The sequence below is a fragment of the Salinicola endophyticus genome, from assembly GCF_040536835.1.
GTDB lineage: Bacteria > Pseudomonadota > Gammaproteobacteria > Pseudomonadales > Halomonadaceae > Salinicola > Salinicola endophyticus_A.
The window spans coordinates 3226411-3242113 of record NZ_CP159578.1 but is presented as its reverse complement, the minus strand read 5'-3'; the positions used below and the strand labels follow the sequence as shown (position 1 = coordinate 3242113).

Annotated in this window: 13 protein-coding genes; 11 read left to right on the top strand and 2 right to left on the bottom strand. The window is 66.8% G+C overall.

The genetic code is table 11. From position 1 onward, the window contains the following. Window positions 1-18 precede the first annotated feature (18 nt). Window positions 19-1437, bottom strand: coding sequence for a DEAD/DEAH box helicase (locus tag ABV408_RS14735; RefSeq protein WP_353979656.1), 1419 nt, complete (start codon window positions 1435-1437; stop codon window positions 19-21). Between the two features lie 312 nt (window positions 1438-1749). On the opposite strand from ABV408_RS14735, the gene ABV408_RS14730 reads away from it, so the two are divergent. The 4 genes from ABV408_RS14730 to ABV408_RS14715 all read left to right on the top strand — a co-directional run bounded on the left by ABV408_RS14730 (window position 1750) and on the right by ABV408_RS14715 (window position 6227). Then, window positions 1750-2904: a glycerophosphodiester phosphodiesterase gene (locus ABV408_RS14730; protein WP_353979655.1), complete on the top strand. Its 1155-nt coding sequence runs from the start codon at window positions 1750-1752 to the stop codon at window positions 2902-2904. 133 nt (window positions 2905-3037) lie between these two features. After that, entirely contained in the window at window positions 3038-3328 is a 291-nt protein-coding gene (locus tag ABV408_RS14725; protein WP_353979654.1) for a cupin domain-containing protein, read from the top strand. Between the two features lie 561 nt (window positions 3329-3889). Next, the gene (locus tag ABV408_RS14720; protein WP_353979653.1) at window positions 3890-5776 is read left to right on the top strand and encodes a calcium-binding protein; all 1887 of its coding nucleotides are present in this window, start codon (window positions 3890-3892) and stop codon (window positions 5774-5776) included. A 250-nt stretch (window positions 5777-6026) separates the two neighbouring features. Further along, window positions 6027-6227, top strand: a complete 201-nt coding sequence (locus ABV408_RS14715) for an SEC-C metal-binding domain-containing protein (RefSeq protein ID WP_353979652.1) — start codon at window positions 6027-6029, stop codon at window positions 6225-6227. Window positions 6228-6245: 18 nt separating this feature from the next. Here the strand turns inward: ABV408_RS14715 and ABV408_RS14710 are convergent, their stop codons facing one another. After that, on the bottom strand, window positions 6246-7163 hold the full coding sequence (locus ABV408_RS14710; protein ID WP_353979651.1) for a LysR family transcriptional regulator: 918 nt from the start codon (window positions 7161-7163) through the stop codon (window positions 6246-6248). A gap of 249 nt (window positions 7164-7412) precedes the next feature. Between ABV408_RS14710 and ABV408_RS14705 the strand changes: the two genes are divergently transcribed. From ABV408_RS14705 to ABV408_RS14675, 7 genes are all read left to right on the top strand, one after another. Then, window positions 7413-8933, top strand: a complete 1521-nt coding sequence (locus ABV408_RS14705) for an ABC transporter substrate-binding protein (protein ID WP_353979650.1) — start codon at window positions 7413-7415, stop codon at window positions 8931-8933. A gap of 146 nt (window positions 8934-9079) precedes the next feature. Continuing rightward, complete coding sequence (locus ABV408_RS14700) at window positions 9080-9997, top strand: ABC transporter permease (protein ID WP_353979649.1); 918 nt, start codon at window positions 9080-9082, stop codon at window positions 9995-9997. 10 nt (window positions 9998-10007) lie between these two features. Next, window positions 10008-10955, top strand: a complete 948-nt coding sequence (locus ABV408_RS14695; protein ID WP_353979648.1) for an ABC transporter permease — start codon at window positions 10008-10010, stop codon at window positions 10953-10955. After that, window positions 10955-11977 carry an ABC transporter ATP-binding protein gene (locus tag ABV408_RS14690; protein ID WP_353979647.1) on the top strand — a complete coding sequence of 341 codons (1023 nt, stop codon included), beginning with the start codon at window positions 10955-10957 and terminating at the stop codon, window positions 11975-11977. The genes ABV408_RS14695 and ABV408_RS14690 overlap by 1 nt, the downstream gene beginning before the upstream one ends. Further along, window positions 11974-13026, top strand: a complete 1053-nt coding sequence (locus ABV408_RS14685; RefSeq protein WP_353979646.1) for an oligopeptide/dipeptide ABC transporter ATP-binding protein — start codon at window positions 11974-11976, stop codon at window positions 13024-13026. Before ABV408_RS14690 ends, ABV408_RS14685 begins: the two co-directional genes overlap by 4 nt. Window positions 13027-13080: 54 nt before the next feature. Further along, window positions 13081-14505 carry a M20 family metallopeptidase gene (locus ABV408_RS14680; protein WP_353979645.1) on the top strand — a complete coding sequence of 475 codons (1425 nt, stop codon included), beginning with the start codon at window positions 13081-13083 and terminating at the stop codon, window positions 14503-14505. Next, on the top strand, window positions 14502-15683 hold the full coding sequence (locus ABV408_RS14675; protein ID WP_353979644.1) for a M20 family metallopeptidase: 1182 nt from the start codon (window positions 14502-14504) through the stop codon (window positions 15681-15683). The genes ABV408_RS14680 and ABV408_RS14675 overlap by 4 nt, the downstream gene beginning before the upstream one ends. Window positions 15684-15703 lie beyond the last annotated feature (20 nt).

The window sequence follows — 15703 nt, the reverse complement described above, 5'->3', positions numbered from 1 at the left end:
TAGCGTCTAGCGTAGGGCTCAGCGGTTACCGCTAGCCGCGCCGCCATTGCCGCTGCCGCGACCCCGGCCGCCCCGCGAGCGGCGACGCCGCGGTGCGGTCGACTCGTTGCCGCGGTTCTCGCCGCTACGATTGTCGTTGCTACGGTTGTCGTTGCCGCGCGGTTCGCCGTTCTGGCGCTGGCTGTTGGCACTGCGCTGACCGCCGCCGCTGCGCTGCGGCCCGGAGCCGTTACGGCCACCGCCCTGGCGGCGCGGCGGACGCGCCGGGCGACCTTCGTTCTCGTCGACCTTGGGGCCGCCGCCCGGCGTCGGCTCGAAGCCGCTCACCGTCTGGCTCTCCAGACGCTGGCTGATCAGCCGCTCGATGCCGGCCAGCTCCTTCTTCTCGTCCAGACTCACCAGCGAGACCGCCTGGCCGCTGGCCCCGGCGCGTCCGGTACGCCCGATACGGTGGACGTAATCCTCCGGCACGTTGGGCAGCTCGAAGTTGACCACCTGCGGCAGCTGGTCGATATCCAGACCGCGGGCGGCGATATCGGTCGCTACCAGCGCGCGGACATCACCGTTCTTGAAATCGGCCAACGCCTTGGTGCGTGCGTTCTGGCTCTTGTTGCCGTGGATCGCCGCGGCTTCGATGCCCTGGCCTTCGAGATACTTGGTCAGGCGGTTGGCGCCGTGCTTGGTACGGGTGAAGACCAGCACCTGCTGCCACTGGTGGGTCTCGATCAGGTGCGACAGCAGCGCCGGCTTGCGGCTCTTGTCCACCGGGTGCACCCACTGGGTCACCGTGGCCGCCGCGGTATTGCGCGGGGTCACCGAGACCTCCACCGGGTCGTTGACGATGCTCTTGGCCAGGTTGCGGATATCCTGGGAGAAGGTGGCCGAGAACAGCAGGTTCTGGCGCTTCGCCGGCAGCACCTTGAGGATGCGGCGGATATCGTGGATGAAGCCCATGTCGAGCATGCGGTCGGCTTCGTCGAGCACCAGGACTTCCAGCGCTTCGAACGACACTGCCTTCTGCTGGTGCAGGTCGAGCAGACGCCCGGGGGTGGCCACAAGAATGTCCACGCCGGACTTCAGCTTGGCGATCTGCGGGTTGATCTTGACCCCGCCGAAGACCACGGCGCTGGTTAGCGGCAGATGCTTGCCGTAGGTCTCGACGCTTTCGCCGACCTGGGCCGCCAGTTCGCGGGTCGGGGTCAGGATCAGCGCACGCACCGGGCGGCCGTTGGGGCGCTGGGCTTGGGAAAGACGCTGCAGAATCGGCAGGGTGAAGCCGGCGGTCTTGCCGGTGCCGGTCTGCGCCGCGGCCATCACGTCACGGCCGTCGAGTACGGCAGGGATGGCCTGGGCCTGAATCGGGGAGGGGGTGTCGTAGCCTTCTTCGGCCACGGCTTTCAGCAACGGGGCGCTCAGGCCCAGTGAATCAAAAGACATTCGGTAATCTCTAGGTCGCGGCGGATGGCGTAGCGAAGCGGCTACGCGCTGCCGGGGAAAAGCCAGTGCTGGCAGGTGCGCCGGTGAGGCGCCGATCAGATGGGTCGTCAGAGTTATCCGCTTCGCGTGACGACGGCCAGACAGGTCATGGCGATGGCCGGCAGCTTAACGTATGTCTGCGTCCGCCGCTATCCCGGTCTCGTTTCGCCGCCAACGCGGCCGTGGTGAAGCGCTACACTAGAGGGTCTACAAGAGGATCTGTCGGACGCGCGCCGTGCCTCGTGACGAGGAATCAAACAAGGAGAACATCATATGTCGATTCGCTGGAGATCCGCCCTGGCCCTGGGCGCGCTGAGCCTGAGTCTGGGCGCGAGCATGGCGCCGCTCGCCGTGGCCCAATCCGCCACGCCGGGGGCGACGCTTTGCGCCAAGGTGCCGGTACCCTGCAATGCGGTGATCGCGCATCGTGGTGCCTCTTATCAGGCCCCCGAGTCGACCCGGCCGGCCTATCTGCTGGCCCGCGATCTGGGCGCGGATTACCTCGAACTCGACCTGCAGCGCACCCGCGATGGCCAGCTGGTGGCCTTCCACGACAACACCCTGGGGCGCAACACCAACGTCGCCGAGGTCTTCCCCGAGCGCGCCGATGCGCCAATCTCCGCCTTCACCCTGGCCGAGCTCAAGCAGCTCGATGCCGGTAGCTGGTTCAATGCGCGCTACCCCGAGCGGGCCCGCGACGCCTATGCCGGGCTCAAGATCCTGACCCTTGACGAGGTGATCGATATCGCCGAGGGCGGCGCCAACCATCCCGGGCTCTACATCGAGACCAAGGTGCCGGAGCAGTTCCCCGGGATCGAGCGCGATCTGCGCGACAAGCTCACGGCGCGCGGCTGGCTGGGGGAGGGCGCCGGCGCCTGGGCTCCGGCCGGCGATGGCGCGGTCAAGGTGGCCGACGGCAAGGCGCGGGTCATCCTGCAGACCTTCTCCAAGGCCAGCCTCGCGGCGCTGGAAGAGACCATGCCCCAGGTGCCGCGGGTGCTGCTGCTGTGGCTGGGCGAGGGCGGTATCGCCGCGGCGCCGAGCGAGCCCCAGGGCGAGGACGAGAGCGACGCTGACTACTACGCGCGCCAGCAGGTGGCCTCGCCGGCGGCTTACCAGGCGTGGCTCGATGTCGCCAAGGCACACGGTGCCATCGGCGTCGGGCCCTCCACCGTGCAGCACGATCATGACGGGCCCTTCAGCAGTCAGTTCAGCTACATGGAGCTGGCGGCGCCGTGGATGGTCAGCCTGGCGCATGACGACGGCCTGCTGGTCCACGCCTACACCGTCGACGAGCCGGCGGATTTTGCCCGCTATCGTGACAACGGCGTCGATGGCTTCTTCACCAATCGCCCCGCGGCGCTGCTCGAGTTCCTCGGCCGCCCGGTGGGGGATCAGGGGGCGATTCTGACCCGCGAGGGGTTTTAGGATTCATAACCCCCAGGCGCTATCCGGGTAGGATGGCGCCGAGTTTTTACACTATGTCTTTCCATTCAGTCTTTACACTCTCTTGCCGGGCACGCAACCGTGCCCGGTACTCGTTTTTCATGAGGTTCGTCATATGTTTACCGACCGCCCCCAGGCCCAGTCCAGCGTCCAGATCGACAACGCCCGTGTGCGTGTCACCGAGTGGCGTTTCGCCCCCGGTGCCGAGACCGGCTGGCACGTGCACGACTGTGACTACCTGGTGGTACCCCAGAGCACCGGCAAGCTCGATCTCGAGACGCTGGACGGCCACACCTTCTCGACGCTGGAGAGCGGCGTCTCCTACTACCGCGAGCGCGGCGTCGAGCACAATGTGATCAACCCCAACGACGAGGAGTTCGTGTTCGTCGAGATCGAACTCAAGTAGCCGAGAAGATCGCTGGCCGTCGGGATGGCTGCACCGTGCCGCCGTTGGGCGGGATGTCGTTGTGTTGATAACTTCGTGTTGATAACGCCGTGCCGATAGCGCCGTGGTGATGCCTGAATCTGTCGGTATTCTAATAAATAGCCGAAGTCCAGTCTTTTGGTATAAGGCCCCGTGGCTGCGATTGACAGTATCCGTTTTATTGCGCTAACCATTGGTTACATTCGGGCGCCGGCGTATGTTGCGTCGGCAGCTCGAATGCTCGGTAGCATCGCTTCATGATTCGGGATGGTGTCGCGAGCCTTTCAGCACCAGGGCTTTCAATCGGGATAGTGCTTGCGCCTCCGACACCCAGCACCTCGCTGCACGCTAAACACTGCCTGAAAAGCGCTGTGCCCGCCCATGCAGGAGACCGGTCAGTTTTCGACGATTGTGGCCTTGGCGACGCGGCCCGGTCTTGACTCGTCGACTTTTCAGACAGCCGCTAGAAGGGTGCTCCTTTAAATCAATAATTTCTCAAAAAGATAATATTAAATAAGCGAAATTAAACAGGAGAGGTTGCCAATGGGTATGTTCGATTACAAGGATTACTCGGGAGCCGACGCTGTCGAGCTCATCACCTTGACTCACCGGCTCGCGGCCTACTCGAACATCGCGTCGGTGGCCACGATTCCAGTGGACGGTCTGCTGGAGACCAGCACTCGGATCATCCCTGACGGCGCCGTGCTCGGGGGGCGGGTCGACAGGGGCCTGCCAGATGGCTGGCGTGCGATCTCCCCCGACGAGCTCGGCCTCCCTGCGGATTCTGTCAATGTCGACGGCCACTACACGGTCACTAGCCCCTTGACCGGCGACCTGCCGACAGGCCCGGAAGTCGATCTGTTTGGCGAGTACGACGACAACGGCCAGCTCTCGAGAATCGCCGTCTCCTGGGTCGGCACCAATTCTCCCGTCGACGTGGCCGACTATCTGCAGCTCAACGCCGGCACGATTGCCAGCCAGATGGAGCCCTTCCTCTCTGCCGTGGCGTCCTTTGCCCAGGGCAACGGTCTCAGCGGCGATGACGTGCTGGTGACCGGCTATAGCCTGGGCGGCGGCTATACCAACGTGATGGCGCGTTTCAATGACAGCCTGGCTGACGGCTTCTTCGCCGATTCCGACTATGTGGGCCACGCCGCACCGGTGATCTATGACGAAGGTGGCGAGGTCATCAATGTCGGGTCCGAGAATGACATCGTCCACCGGGCTGCGGGGAACCAGCCAACACTGGAGGATGCCGTTGCCCCCACGCTGCCGCTGCTCGAGGGCCAGGATTACGACCTCGCGAGCTCGACGGACAATGTGATCCTCTTCGATGATGCCTACGCCAGCGGCAGCACCTATATCCCGGCATTTTCGCTGACGAACCCTGCTTCCTGGGCTGCCCATGTCGAAGGGCTGGTATCCGACGCGACCACGCGTATCGGCACCTCGGCCTTCTATGACCTGACCCATCGCGATAGCGTCGTCATCGTCTCCAATCTGGGGGCACTCTCGCGCCAGTCGGTATGGGTCGAGGACAAGGACACCCCGGTCTCCAGTCATGCCGGCGCGTCCGCTTTCCTGATCGGTACCGAGTTCGACGACAAGATCCGCGACGGGGTGTCGAACGACTTCATCGATACGATGGGGGGAGACGACGTGATTCGCCTGTCGACCGGGTTCGACGCCGTTGACGGCGGCGCGGGCCACGACGAGGTCTGGCTCGACGGTAACGCGAGTGACTGGACGGCGTATCGGCTCGGCTCGGGCGAGCTGTTCCTCGAAAGCGCCGAGAGCGGCCTCAAGCAGTTGACGGACGTCGAGGAGATTACGATTCTCGGCGCCGGACAGGCTGCGCGTCATTACGCTGTCGAGACCTCACATCTGGAAGATACGACCTACGATCCGATCCCCTTCTCGCGCTTCTTCGGCCAGTCCGATCAGGATATTCGCTACACCAGCGCGGTCGAGGGAACGGACGCGGATGACACGCTGTCCGGAAGCGCCGTCTTCGGCGGCCGCGGTGATGACACCCTCTCCGGGACTGATGGCGATGACCTGCTGGTGGGCGGTTATGGCCATGACGTGCTTGCCGGCGGTATGGGCGATGATCGCCTCTACGGCGCGGCCGACGACGATGTTCTGATCTTCACGGCGGGCAACGACACGCTGAACGGCGGTCACGGAGACGACCGGTTCGTTTTCGCCGCCGACGCCAGCGGGACGGCAATCGTCGAGGATTTCAACAAGGCCTATGGCGAGACCGACAGTCTGGTGTTCGACCCCTCGATCTTTGCCGATGAGGATGCCGTACTGGCCGCGAGCCATGAAGAGGGCAACGATACCGTCATCGATGCGGGTGATTTCACCGTTCGGCTGCTCGGTACCTCGACCAGCGACCTTCATGCCGGTGATTTCCTGTTCGCCTGAGCCATCCACCGGAGCGTCCGCGATCGTCTGATCCGGACGCTCGGTGTCGGCCGAAGGTTCCTGTATCGAACCCTCGAAGTCTCCTATATCGAAGCCTTCGAAGCCTCGCCGTCGAGCCACTGCCGGTGGCTTGAATGGGCGAGCGCAGTACTTTTCAGACAGTGCCTAGACGTCAAAAATCCAGCTGCGTGGCGGGGGCGGCAGACATGGGAGATAATCGCCGCCTTCCTCCTTCTCTCGAGTACTCGGCATGACCCAGCCCCACGTCCACGGTCCCGATTGCGACCACGATCACGACCACACCGCCGATGGCCACGTTCACGGTCCGCACTGCCAGCATCACCACCACACGCCCCAGGCGCCGGTGCGCAATGCACTCAAGGATGTCGGGCGTAACGACCCTTGCCCGTGCGGTAGTGGGAGGAAGTTCAAGAAGTGCCACGCCGCTTGAAATCTCGAGCGCGCCACCTCAATCGGGTGATGACATCGCCTGCTTGAGGTGCGCTACGAAGGCCGCCGTGGCCGCCGGCAGGGTACGGTTGGTCAAGGTCTGCACTTCGATATGGCGAGCGTCCATGCCGGCGTCGACGATGGGGATCGCCACCAGCCGCTGCTGCGCCAGCCGCTGGCGGATGGAGAGCTCCCCGGCGAGTGCGATGCCGCCGCCGAAGATGGCGCAGTTGAGCATCGACTCGATGTAGTTGCTGGTGAACACCGAGGTGAAGATCAGATTCTGCTGGCCACAGCAGATGTCGAACAGCTGGCGCAGGGTGGTTTCCGGCGGCGGTAGCAGCATGGCGTGGGGCTGCAACTGGGCCAGCTTGAGCTGACGCCTGCCGGCCAGGGGATGCGCCGGAGACATCAGCGCCAGGATCGGTGAGCGCTGGCGATGCTCGACGCGCACGTCGGGCTGCGGCGCCAGGCTGAAGGTGAGCCCGATATCCACCTCGCCCTCGCGCACCTGGCGCGTCACCTCGGCGGGTGAGGCCACGTTGAGCCGGAACAGAATGCCGGCGTAGGCGTGGCGGAACTCGGCGATCGCCTTGGGCAGAAAATCGACCGCGAACCCCTCCGAACTGGCCAGCCGCACGGTGCCGCGCTGCAGCCCCCGCAGGCCCTGAATCTCGCCCACCACACGCTCGCTCTCCAGCTGCTGGCGCCGCGCATGCAGCGCCAGCAGCTCTCCCGCCGCGCTGGGAATCATGCCGCGGGCGCGGCGCTCGAACAGCTGGGTGTCGAGCTCGGTCTCGAGCCGTGTGATCTGACGGCTGATCGCGGAGGCGGCGACGTTGAGATGGGTCGATGCCTCGCTGATGGAACCCCACTTGATCACTGCCAGGAAGTAGCGCAGGGCGGTCTCCTGCAGCGCGCGATGTGAGCTTGCCATGATCTGCTGCCCTGTTTTTATTAAGGTTTGCCGATACGGCAAGGATGCCATCGAAACATGATACTTGTGGCATGTTTTTCCCTTCGATAGCTTGATTTTCAAGCGCCATCTCGAGCGGGCTTGCTCGCCGGCGCTTCTGACTCATCACCCGACGGCACCCATCAAGGCATTCAAGGCGACAGCTAAAAACGACAGCCAATAAACAGACGACAGCATCAACGACGACAGTAACAACAAGACGAGGTCGATATGCGCTCCACCACCGTGCTCCATCGCGTGCTGGTCGGCACCACCCTGTGCTGCCTCTCGCTGCCCGCTCTGGCCGGCAAGGCCGACGATACTCTGGTCTACGCCTCCGATACCGAACCGGAGAACGTCAGCCCCTACCACAACAACGTGCGCGAAGGGGTGATCCTCTCGCATCTGGCCTGGGATACCCTGATCTACCGCGACCCGCAGACCAATCAGTATCAGCCGCAGCTGGCCACCGAGTGGCACTGGGTCGACCCCACCACCCTGGACATGACCCTGCGCCAGGGGGTGACCTTCCAGAACGGGGAGCCGTTCGATGCCGACGACGTGGTGTTCACCTTCAACTACGTGGTCTCGCCCGACTCCAAGGTGGTCACGCGCCAGAACGTCGACTGGATCGAGAGCGTCGAGAAGCTGGGTGATTTCCAGGTGCGCTTCCATCTCAAGCAGCCGTTCCCGGCGGCGCTGGAGTATCTCTCCGGGCCGACGCCGGTCTATCCCGATCAGTACTTCCAGAAGGTCGGCCTGGCCGAATTCAGCCGGCATCCGATCGGCACCGGCCCCTATCGCATCACCGAGGTGAAACCGGGGGAGGGGGTCAAGCTCACGCGTAACCCGGACTACTTCGCCGACAGCCCGCTGGGTCAGCCGAAGATCGGCAATATCGAGTTCAAGGTGATCCCCGATCAGGACTCCCGCGTGGCCCAACTGATGACCGGGCAGGTGGATTGGATCTGGCGGGTGCCCGCGGATCAGGCCGAGCAGATGCAGGGCATGCCGGGTATTACCGTGGCCAGCGGCGAGACCATGCGGGTCGGCTACATTTCCTTCGATGCCGCCAAGCGCGAGGCCTCGCCGCTGAGCAAGCTCAAGGTGCGCCAGGCGATCAACTACGCCATCAACCGCCAGGGCATGGCCGACAATCTCGTGCGCGGAGGCAGCCGGCCGCTCTACGCGCCGTGCTTTCCGGCCCAGTTCGGCTGCGAGACCCAGGACGTGGTCCAGTACGCCTATGACCCGGACAAGGCGCGCGCGCTGCTGGCGGAAGCCGGTTATCCGGACGGCTTCGAGATCGATCTCTACGCCTACCGCGAGCGCGACTACGCCGAGGCGATGATCGGCGATCTGCGCAACGTGGGTATCCGCGCCAATCTGCGCTTCATGACCTCGGCGGCGCTGCTCGATCAGCAGCGCAGTGGCAACACCGACATGTCGTTCAAGACCTGGGGCTCCTACTCGGTCAACGACGCCTCGGCCTTTACCAGCGTCTACTTCGGCGGCGGCGCCGACGACCTGTGGCAGGACCCGCAAGTCGAGTCCTGGCTCGAGACCGCCGACACCTCGGTGGACCCCGCGGTGCGCCGTGAGAACTACCGCCAGGCGCTGGCACGAATCTCCCAGCAGGCCTACTGGGCGCCGCTGTTCTCCTACTCGACCTACTACGCCTACACCTCGGATCTGAACTTCACCCCCTACCCGGACGAGCTGCCGCGCTTCACCGAGGCGAGCTGGAAGTGACTCGGCTGTCGTGAGGCCGCGCCCCGGCCGCTGCCGGGGCGCACGGCATCTGTCGCGACGCGCCGGGTGACGAGAGAAGTGTGGCGAGAGCAGGTTGACGCAAGCGTCGACAGGCGTCAGGAGAGACGGGGAGAGGCGTTCAGCTTATGGGCACATTCATCGTGCGCCGCCTGCTGGTGGCGCTGGGCGTGGCACTGACCATTTCGGTGGTCAGCTTCATGCTGCTGCATCTGTCGGGGGATCTGGCGACGTCGATCGCCGGGCCGGAGGCGACCGCCGAACAGGTCGCGCAGATCCGCACCGAGTACGGGCTCGATCGCCCCATCGTGAGCCAGTATCTCGACTGGCTGGGCGGGGCGCTGCAGTTCGATTTCGGGCGCTCCTACTACTACCAGAGCACGGTGATCGATCTGATCGTCGAGCGCATGCCGATCACCCTGACCCTGGGCGGCCTGGCGCTGGGGCTGGCGGTGTGCATCTCGATCCCGCTCGGGGTGGTCGCCGCGCTCAAGCGCGACAGCTGGGTCGACCGCCTGGCGCTGCTGTTCGCGGTGGTGGGGCAGGCGATGCCCAGCTTCTGGTTCGGCCTGACCCTGATCGTGGTCTTCGCGGTCACCCTCAAGTGGCTGCCGGCGGCGGGCAGCGGGGGGCTCGAGCACTTCATTCTGCCGGCGATCGCGCTCGGCTACTACGCCACCCCGGCGATGATGCGCCTGACCCGCACCGGCATGCTCGAGGTGCTGGAGTCGGACTATATCCGCACCGCCCGGGCCAAGGGGCTCTCCACCACCGCGGTGATCTTCAAGCACGCCCTGCGCAACGCCATCATCCCGGTGGTGGCGCTGGCCGCGGTGGAGCTCGGCTTCATGCTCGGCGGCTCGGTGGTGATCGAGTCGGTATTCTCCCTCGGCGGGCTGGGTCAGCTCGCCTGGGACGCCATCTCGCGCAATGACTACCCGGTGGTGCAGGCGGTGGTGTTGATCATCGCGCTGTTCTACATCGTGCTGACGCTGCTGGCGGATATCGCCAACGCGGCGCTCGATCCGCGCATTCGCACCCGCTGAGGAGCCCGCCATGACCGTTTCGACTTCGACCCCGACGCGCTCCTCGCGGGCACCCGCCGCCGGCGGCCGTGCCCGTGCGCTGAGCGAAGTACCGCTGCCGCCCCCGGCCTGGTCGCGGGTGACGCGCAAGGTGTTCGGCCACCGCGGCCTGGCGATCGGCCTGGTCTGCGTCGGGCTGGCGGTGCTGATCGCGCTGTTCGCCCCGCTGCTGGCCCCCCACGACCCCTATTTCCAGGACATCTCCAATCGCATGGTGCCGCCGGTCTGGCACGACAAGGGTAGCTGGGACCACGTGCTGGGCACCGACAAGCTGGGGCGCGACTATCTCAGTCGGCTGATCTACGGCACCCGCATCTCGCTCATCATCGGGTTGGTGGCGGCGCTGATCTCGGGCGTGATCGGCACCACCCTGGGTGTGCTCGCCGGCTACTTCGGCGGCCGCGTCGATGCCTTCATCAGCTACATCATCACCACCCGACTGGCGATGCCGGTGGTGCTGGTGGCGCTGGCCCTGGCCTCGCTCACCGGCGGTTCGCTGACCACGGTGATCGTGCTGCTGGGGCTGCTGCTGTGGGACCGCTTCGCGGTGGTCTCGCGCTCGGTGACCCAGCAGCTGCGCGATGCCGAGTACGTCTATGCCGCGCGCACCCTGGGCTGCTCGCTGCCCTACATCCTGGTGCGCGAGGTGCTGCCCAACATCGCCGGGGCGCTGATCGTGGTGATCACCCTGGAGATGGCCCACGCCATCCTGCTCGAAGCGACGCTGTCGTTTCTGGGTATGGGCGTACAGCCGCCGCTGCCCTCCTGGGGGCTGATGGTCGCCGAGGGCAAGGCCTACATGTTCTTTCAGCCATGGGTGATCGCGATTCCCGGCGTGGCGCTGTTCGTGCTGGTGCTGGCGATCAACCTGCTGGGTGACGGACTGCGCGATCTCAACGCACCGGGAGGGCGCCACTGATGCCACTGCTCGATGTCCAGGACCTGCGGGTCGACCTGCCGGTGGAGGCCGGCACCCTGCACGCCGTACGCGGTATCGACTTAAGCGTCGAGCGCGGCGAGATGCTGTGCCTGGTGGGGGAGTCCGGCTGCGGCAAGTCGATGACCTCACTGGCGCTGATGGGGCTGCTGCCGCGGCGCGCCCGGCTCAGCGCCGCGCGTCTCGATTTTGACGGCGAGTCACTGACGGCGCTCTCCGAGCGGCGACGCGGCCAGCTGCGTGGACGCCGCATGGCGATGATCTTTCAGGAGCCGATGACCGCACTCAACCCGGCTTACACGCTGGGCAATCAGCTCTGCGAGGCGTTCCTGCGCCACCGTCTGGGCAACCGCCGGCAGGCCCGCGAGCGTGCCATCGAGCTGCTCGAACGGGTCGGTATCAGCGCCGCCGCCGAGCGCCTGGCGCAGTATCCGCACCAGCTCTCCGGTGGCCTGCGCCAGCGTGTGATGATCGCCATGGCGCTGATGTGCGATCCCGACCTGATCATTGCCGACGAGCCCACCACGGCGCTGGATGTGACCATCCAGGCGCAGATCCTGCGGCTGCTGCGCGAGCTGCAGCAGGAGCTGGGCACCGCGGTGATCTTCATCACTCACGATCTCGGCGTGGTGGCGCGGATCGCCGACCGCGTGGCGGTGATGTACGCCGGTGAAGTGATCGAGACCGCGCCCACCCAGGCGCTCTACGCCAACCCCAGCCATCCCTATACCCGCGGGCTCTTGAGCTGTATTCCGGCACCCGGAAAGACCCCGCCCGGCAGCCGCCTGCAGGCGATTCCCGGGGTGGTGCCGAGCCTGGTCGGCGAGGTCGAGGGCTGCGCTTTCCGCAACCGCTGCCCGCTGGTGCGCGAGGGCCAAGTCGATGCCACGCGCTGCGAGCGCACGCCCCAGCTGCGCCAGCTCGCCGGCGCCCATCAGGCGCGCTGCCATTTCGCTGAACACCGCGCGGCCACCCGCGTCGTCCAACCGGAGCTGAGCCCATGAACGCGCTATCGTCCCCCGGCGCACTGGCCGATCAGGCTGGCGCCCATACAGGCACCGAGACAGACAGCGACACCGATACCGACATCGATACCATGCCGGCGCTCGAACTGTGCGCGCTCTCCAAGCGCTACACCCTGGGTGGTGGGCTGTTCAAGCGCGGCCGTGCGCTGCAGGCGGTGAGCGAGGTCTCGCTGGCGATCCCGCGCGGCCAAGTGATGGGTCTGGTCGGCGAGTCCGGCTGCGGCAAGAGCACCCTGGCCAAGATGCTGCTGGGGCTGGCGACGCCCAGCGCCGGCGAGGTGCGCGTCGACGGTCGCCCGCTGGGGGATGCCGGGCAGAAGGCGCTGGCGCGGCATATCCAACCGATCTTCCAGGACCCTTATTCATCGCTCAATCCGCGCAAGCGGGTGGCGGCGATCGTCGAGCTGCCGCTGCGCGTGCACGGCATCGGCACCCCGCGCGAGCGGGCCCGGCGGGTCGCCGAGACGTTCGATCTGGTGGGCCTGCCCCAGCGCGCCGCGGCGCAGTTTCCGGGCCAGCTCTCCGGCGGCCAGCGCCAGCGCGTGGCGATCGCCCGGGCGTTGATCATGCGCCCGGATATCGTCATCTGCGACGAGCCCACCTCGGCGCTGGATGTCTCGGTACAGGCGCAGATTCTCAATCTGCTGCTCGACCTCAAGCAGGAGTTCGGGCTGACCTATCTATTCATCAGCCACGACCTGGCGGTAGTCGAGCACCTGGTCGACCGGGTCGCGGTGATGTATCTGGGGCGGATCGTCGAGGAGGGCAGCCGCGAGCAGATCTTCGCCGCGCCGCGCCACCCCTACACCCAGGCGCTGCTGGCCTCGGCACTGACGCCGGAGCCGGGGCTGGGGGTGCCGGACATAGGCCTGGGCGACGTCATGCCCGACCCCAGCAACCCGCCCAGCGGCTGCGCCTTCCATCCGCGCTGCCCCAAGGCCCAGGCGCGGTGCCGCGAGAGCCGCCCGGCGCTCACGGCGGAAACCACCGGTGTCAGCCGCGCCGCCTGTCACTTCGCCTCGGCTTGAGCAGGTCACGTCAGGACGTTAGGGGCGCTTTTTCAGTCTATTCGAGGACACTGCATGTCACGTCAACAAGCGCTCGCCAGCGTCTATAAGGGATTCGACGAGGGCGAGTTCCGCCGCCAGCTGGCGGCTCGGATCGCGGTGCGCAGCGATAGCCAGAGCGGTGAGGGCGAGGCCGAGCTGGAGCGCTATCTGCGCGAGTGCATCATTCCCGAGCTCGAGCGGCTCGGTTTCACCTGGGAGATCGTCGCCAATCCGGAGCCGGGCTACGGCCCGCTGCTGCTGGCCGAGCGTCGCGAAGCCGAGGCGGCCCTATGCGTGCTCAGCTACGGCCACGGTGATGTGGTCCGCGGCTACGATGACCAGTGGCGCGAGGGGCTCTCGCCCTGGCAGCTGACGGTGGAGGGGGAGCGCTGGTACGGCCGGGGCACCGCCGACAACAAGGGTCAGCACAGCATCAACCTGGCCGCGCTGGCGGCGGTCATCGAAGCCCGCGGCGGGCGCCTCGGCTACACCGTCAAGCTGGTGCTGGAGATGGGCGAGGAGACCGGTTCGCCGGGGCTCAAGGCGGTCTGTGCGGCCTACCGTGAGCGTCTGGCCGCGGACCTGTTCATCGCCTCCGATGGCCCGCGGCTGGCGGCGGATGCGCCGACCCTGTTCCTCGGCTCGCGCGGGTCGTTCAACTTCGACCTGCGCCTGCGCGCCCGCGAAGGCGCCCACCACTCGGGCAACTGGGGCGGCGTGCTCTCCAACCCCGCCACGCGCCTGGCCAACGCCTGGGCCTCGCTGGTCGATGCCGATGGCCGGATTCGGGTGGCGGGGCTGCGCCCGCCGGCCATCCCTGCGGCGGTGAAGCAGGCGCTGACGACGCTGGAAGTCGGCACCACGCCGGGCGACCCGGCGCTGGCCGAGGGCTGGGGCGAGCCCGGGCTGACGCCCGCCGAGCGGCTGTTCGCCTGGAATACCCTGGAGCTGTTGGCGTTCAAGGCCGGCAACCCCGAGGCGCCAGCCAATGCCATCCCCGGCGAGGCCTACGCCCACGCCCAGCTGCGCTACGTGGTGGGTAGCGATCAGGAGCACTTCCTGCGCCACCTGCGCCTGCACCTGGATGCCCACGGCTTCGACGATGTCGAGGTGAGTGCGGCGCGGGTATCGCAGATGCGTGCGACCCGGCTCGATCCCGAAGACCCCTGGGTCGGCTGGGCGCTGGACTCGATTCACGCCTCCAGCGGCAAGACCCCGACACTGCTGCCCAATCTGGGCGGCTCGTTGCCCAACGATGTCTTCGCCGAGACGCTCGGGCTGCCCACCCTGTGGGTGCCGCACTCCTATCCCGCGTGTTCGCAGCACGCCCCCGACGAGCATGCCCTGGCCAGCATCCTGCGCGAGGGGCTGGGCATCATGGCCGGGCTGTGGTGGGATCTGGGCGAACAGGGCGCGAGCGTGCATGCCGCACGCCAGGCAATGAGGAGAGGCGTATGAGTGCGACTGACCACGAGGCCCGCCTGGCGCAGGCCTGCGACTGGCTGGCGGATCAGCAGGAGGCGATGGTGGCGTGCCTGGAGACGCTGGTGAACATCGACTCCAACAGCTACGACAAGGCCGGGACCGATGCCGTCGCCGACGCCATCGCCGGCTGGTGCGACGCCGATGGCATCGCCGTCGAGCGCACGCCGCGTGAAGCTTCCGGCGACATTCTCCAGGCGCGCCTGCCGGCGGCCGACGGTGGTACCGGCGGGCACGTACTGCTGATGGGGCATCGCGATACCGTCTTTCCCCGCGGTACGGTGGCCGAGCGCGGCTACACCCGCCAGGGCGATCTCGCCTTCGGCCCCGGGGTCGCCGACATGAAGGCGGGGCTGGTGCTCAATCTGTTCGTGCTGCGGGCGCTCAAGCGTGCCGGTGGGCTGCCATTCGCGGTGCACGCGCTGTTCACGGCCGACGAGGAGATCGGCTCGCCGGACGGCACCGCGTTCATCCGCGCCGCCGCCGAGGGCGCGCGTGCGGTGTTCAACGCCGAGCCCGGGCGGGTCAGCGGCAACGTGGTGACCGCGCGCAAGGGCGGTGCCGCCTTCCGCATCGAGGTCAGCGGACGTGCCGCCCACTCGGGGGTGAGCCATGCCGATGGCGCCAGTGCGATCGAGGCGCTGGCGCGCAAGATCGTCAAGCTGCACGCGCTGACCGACTACGCCAGCGGCGTGACCACCAACGTCGGGGTGATCGAGGGCGGCGTGTCGCGCAATACCGTGGCCCCGGCGGCGAGCGCACAGCTCGACACCCGCTTCGTCGACAACGCCCAGCGCGAGACGCTGTTCCAGTCGATCGCGGCGATCGTCGCCGAAGAGGAGGTTCCCGGCACCCGGGCTACGCTCACCCAGACCTCCGGCTTCCTGCCGCTGGAGCCGGAAATGAGCGCGGCGCTGTTCGCCCGCTACCAGGCCCAGGCGGCGCGGCTGGGCTTTGCCGTCGAGGGCGAGTTCACCGGCGGCTGTTCGGATGCCGGCACCACCGCCAGCCTGGGCGTGCCCACGCTGTGCGGCACCGGCCCGGTCGGGGCCAAGATGCACACTGACGAGGAGTACTGCCGGCTGGAGACCTGCGTGCCCCGGGCTCAGGCCGTGGCGGCGACGATTCTCGATCTGGCCGCCCATCCGGGCTGATCCCGCGGTCTCTGCGAGGT

What these genes read in the sequence shown, in the direction of transcription:
- ABV408_RS14700 (WP_353979649.1), top strand. Translation starts at nt 9,080, where the DNA reads ATGGGCACATTCATCGTGCGCCGCCTGCTGGTGGCGCTGGGCGTGGCA.
- ABV408_RS14725 (WP_353979654.1), top strand. Translation starts at nt 3,038, where the DNA reads ATGTTTACCGACCGCCCCCAGGCCCAGTCCAGCGTCCAGATCGACAAC.
- ABV408_RS14685 (WP_353979646.1), top strand. Translation starts at nt 11,974, where the DNA reads ATGAACGCGCTATCGTCCCCCGGCGCACTGGCCGATCAGGCTGGCGCC.
- ABV408_RS14730 (WP_353979655.1), top strand. Translation starts at nt 1,750, where the DNA reads ATGTCGATTCGCTGGAGATCCGCCCTGGCCCTGGGCGCGCTGAGCCTG.
- ABV408_RS14705 (WP_353979650.1), top strand. Translation starts at nt 7,413, where the DNA reads ATGCGCTCCACCACCGTGCTCCATCGCGTGCTGGTCGGCACCACCCTG.
- ABV408_RS14690 (WP_353979647.1), top strand. Translation starts at nt 10,955, where the DNA reads ATGCCACTGCTCGATGTCCAGGACCTGCGGGTCGACCTGCCGGTGGAG.
- ABV408_RS14695 (WP_353979648.1), top strand. Translation starts at nt 10,008, where the DNA reads ATGACCGTTTCGACTTCGACCCCGACGCGCTCCTCGCGGGCACCCGCC.
- ABV408_RS14735 (WP_353979656.1), bottom strand. Translation starts at nt 1,437, where the DNA reads ATGTCTTTTGATTCACTGGGCCTGAGCGCCCCGTTGCTGAAAGCCGTG.
- ABV408_RS14680 (WP_353979645.1), top strand. Translation starts at nt 13,081, where the DNA reads ATGTCACGTCAACAAGCGCTCGCCAGCGTCTATAAGGGATTCGACGAG.
- ABV408_RS14675 (WP_353979644.1), top strand. Translation starts at nt 14,502, where the DNA reads ATGAGTGCGACTGACCACGAGGCCCGCCTGGCGCAGGCCTGCGACTGG.
- ABV408_RS14720 (WP_353979653.1), top strand. Translation starts at nt 3,890, where the DNA reads ATGGGTATGTTCGATTACAAGGATTACTCGGGAGCCGACGCTGTCGAG.
- ABV408_RS14710 (WP_353979651.1), bottom strand. Translation starts at nt 7,163, where the DNA reads ATGGCAAGCTCACATCGCGCGCTGCAGGAGACCGCCCTGCGCTACTTC.
- ABV408_RS14715 (WP_353979652.1), top strand. Translation starts at nt 6,027, where the DNA reads ATGACCCAGCCCCACGTCCACGGTCCCGATTGCGACCACGATCACGAC.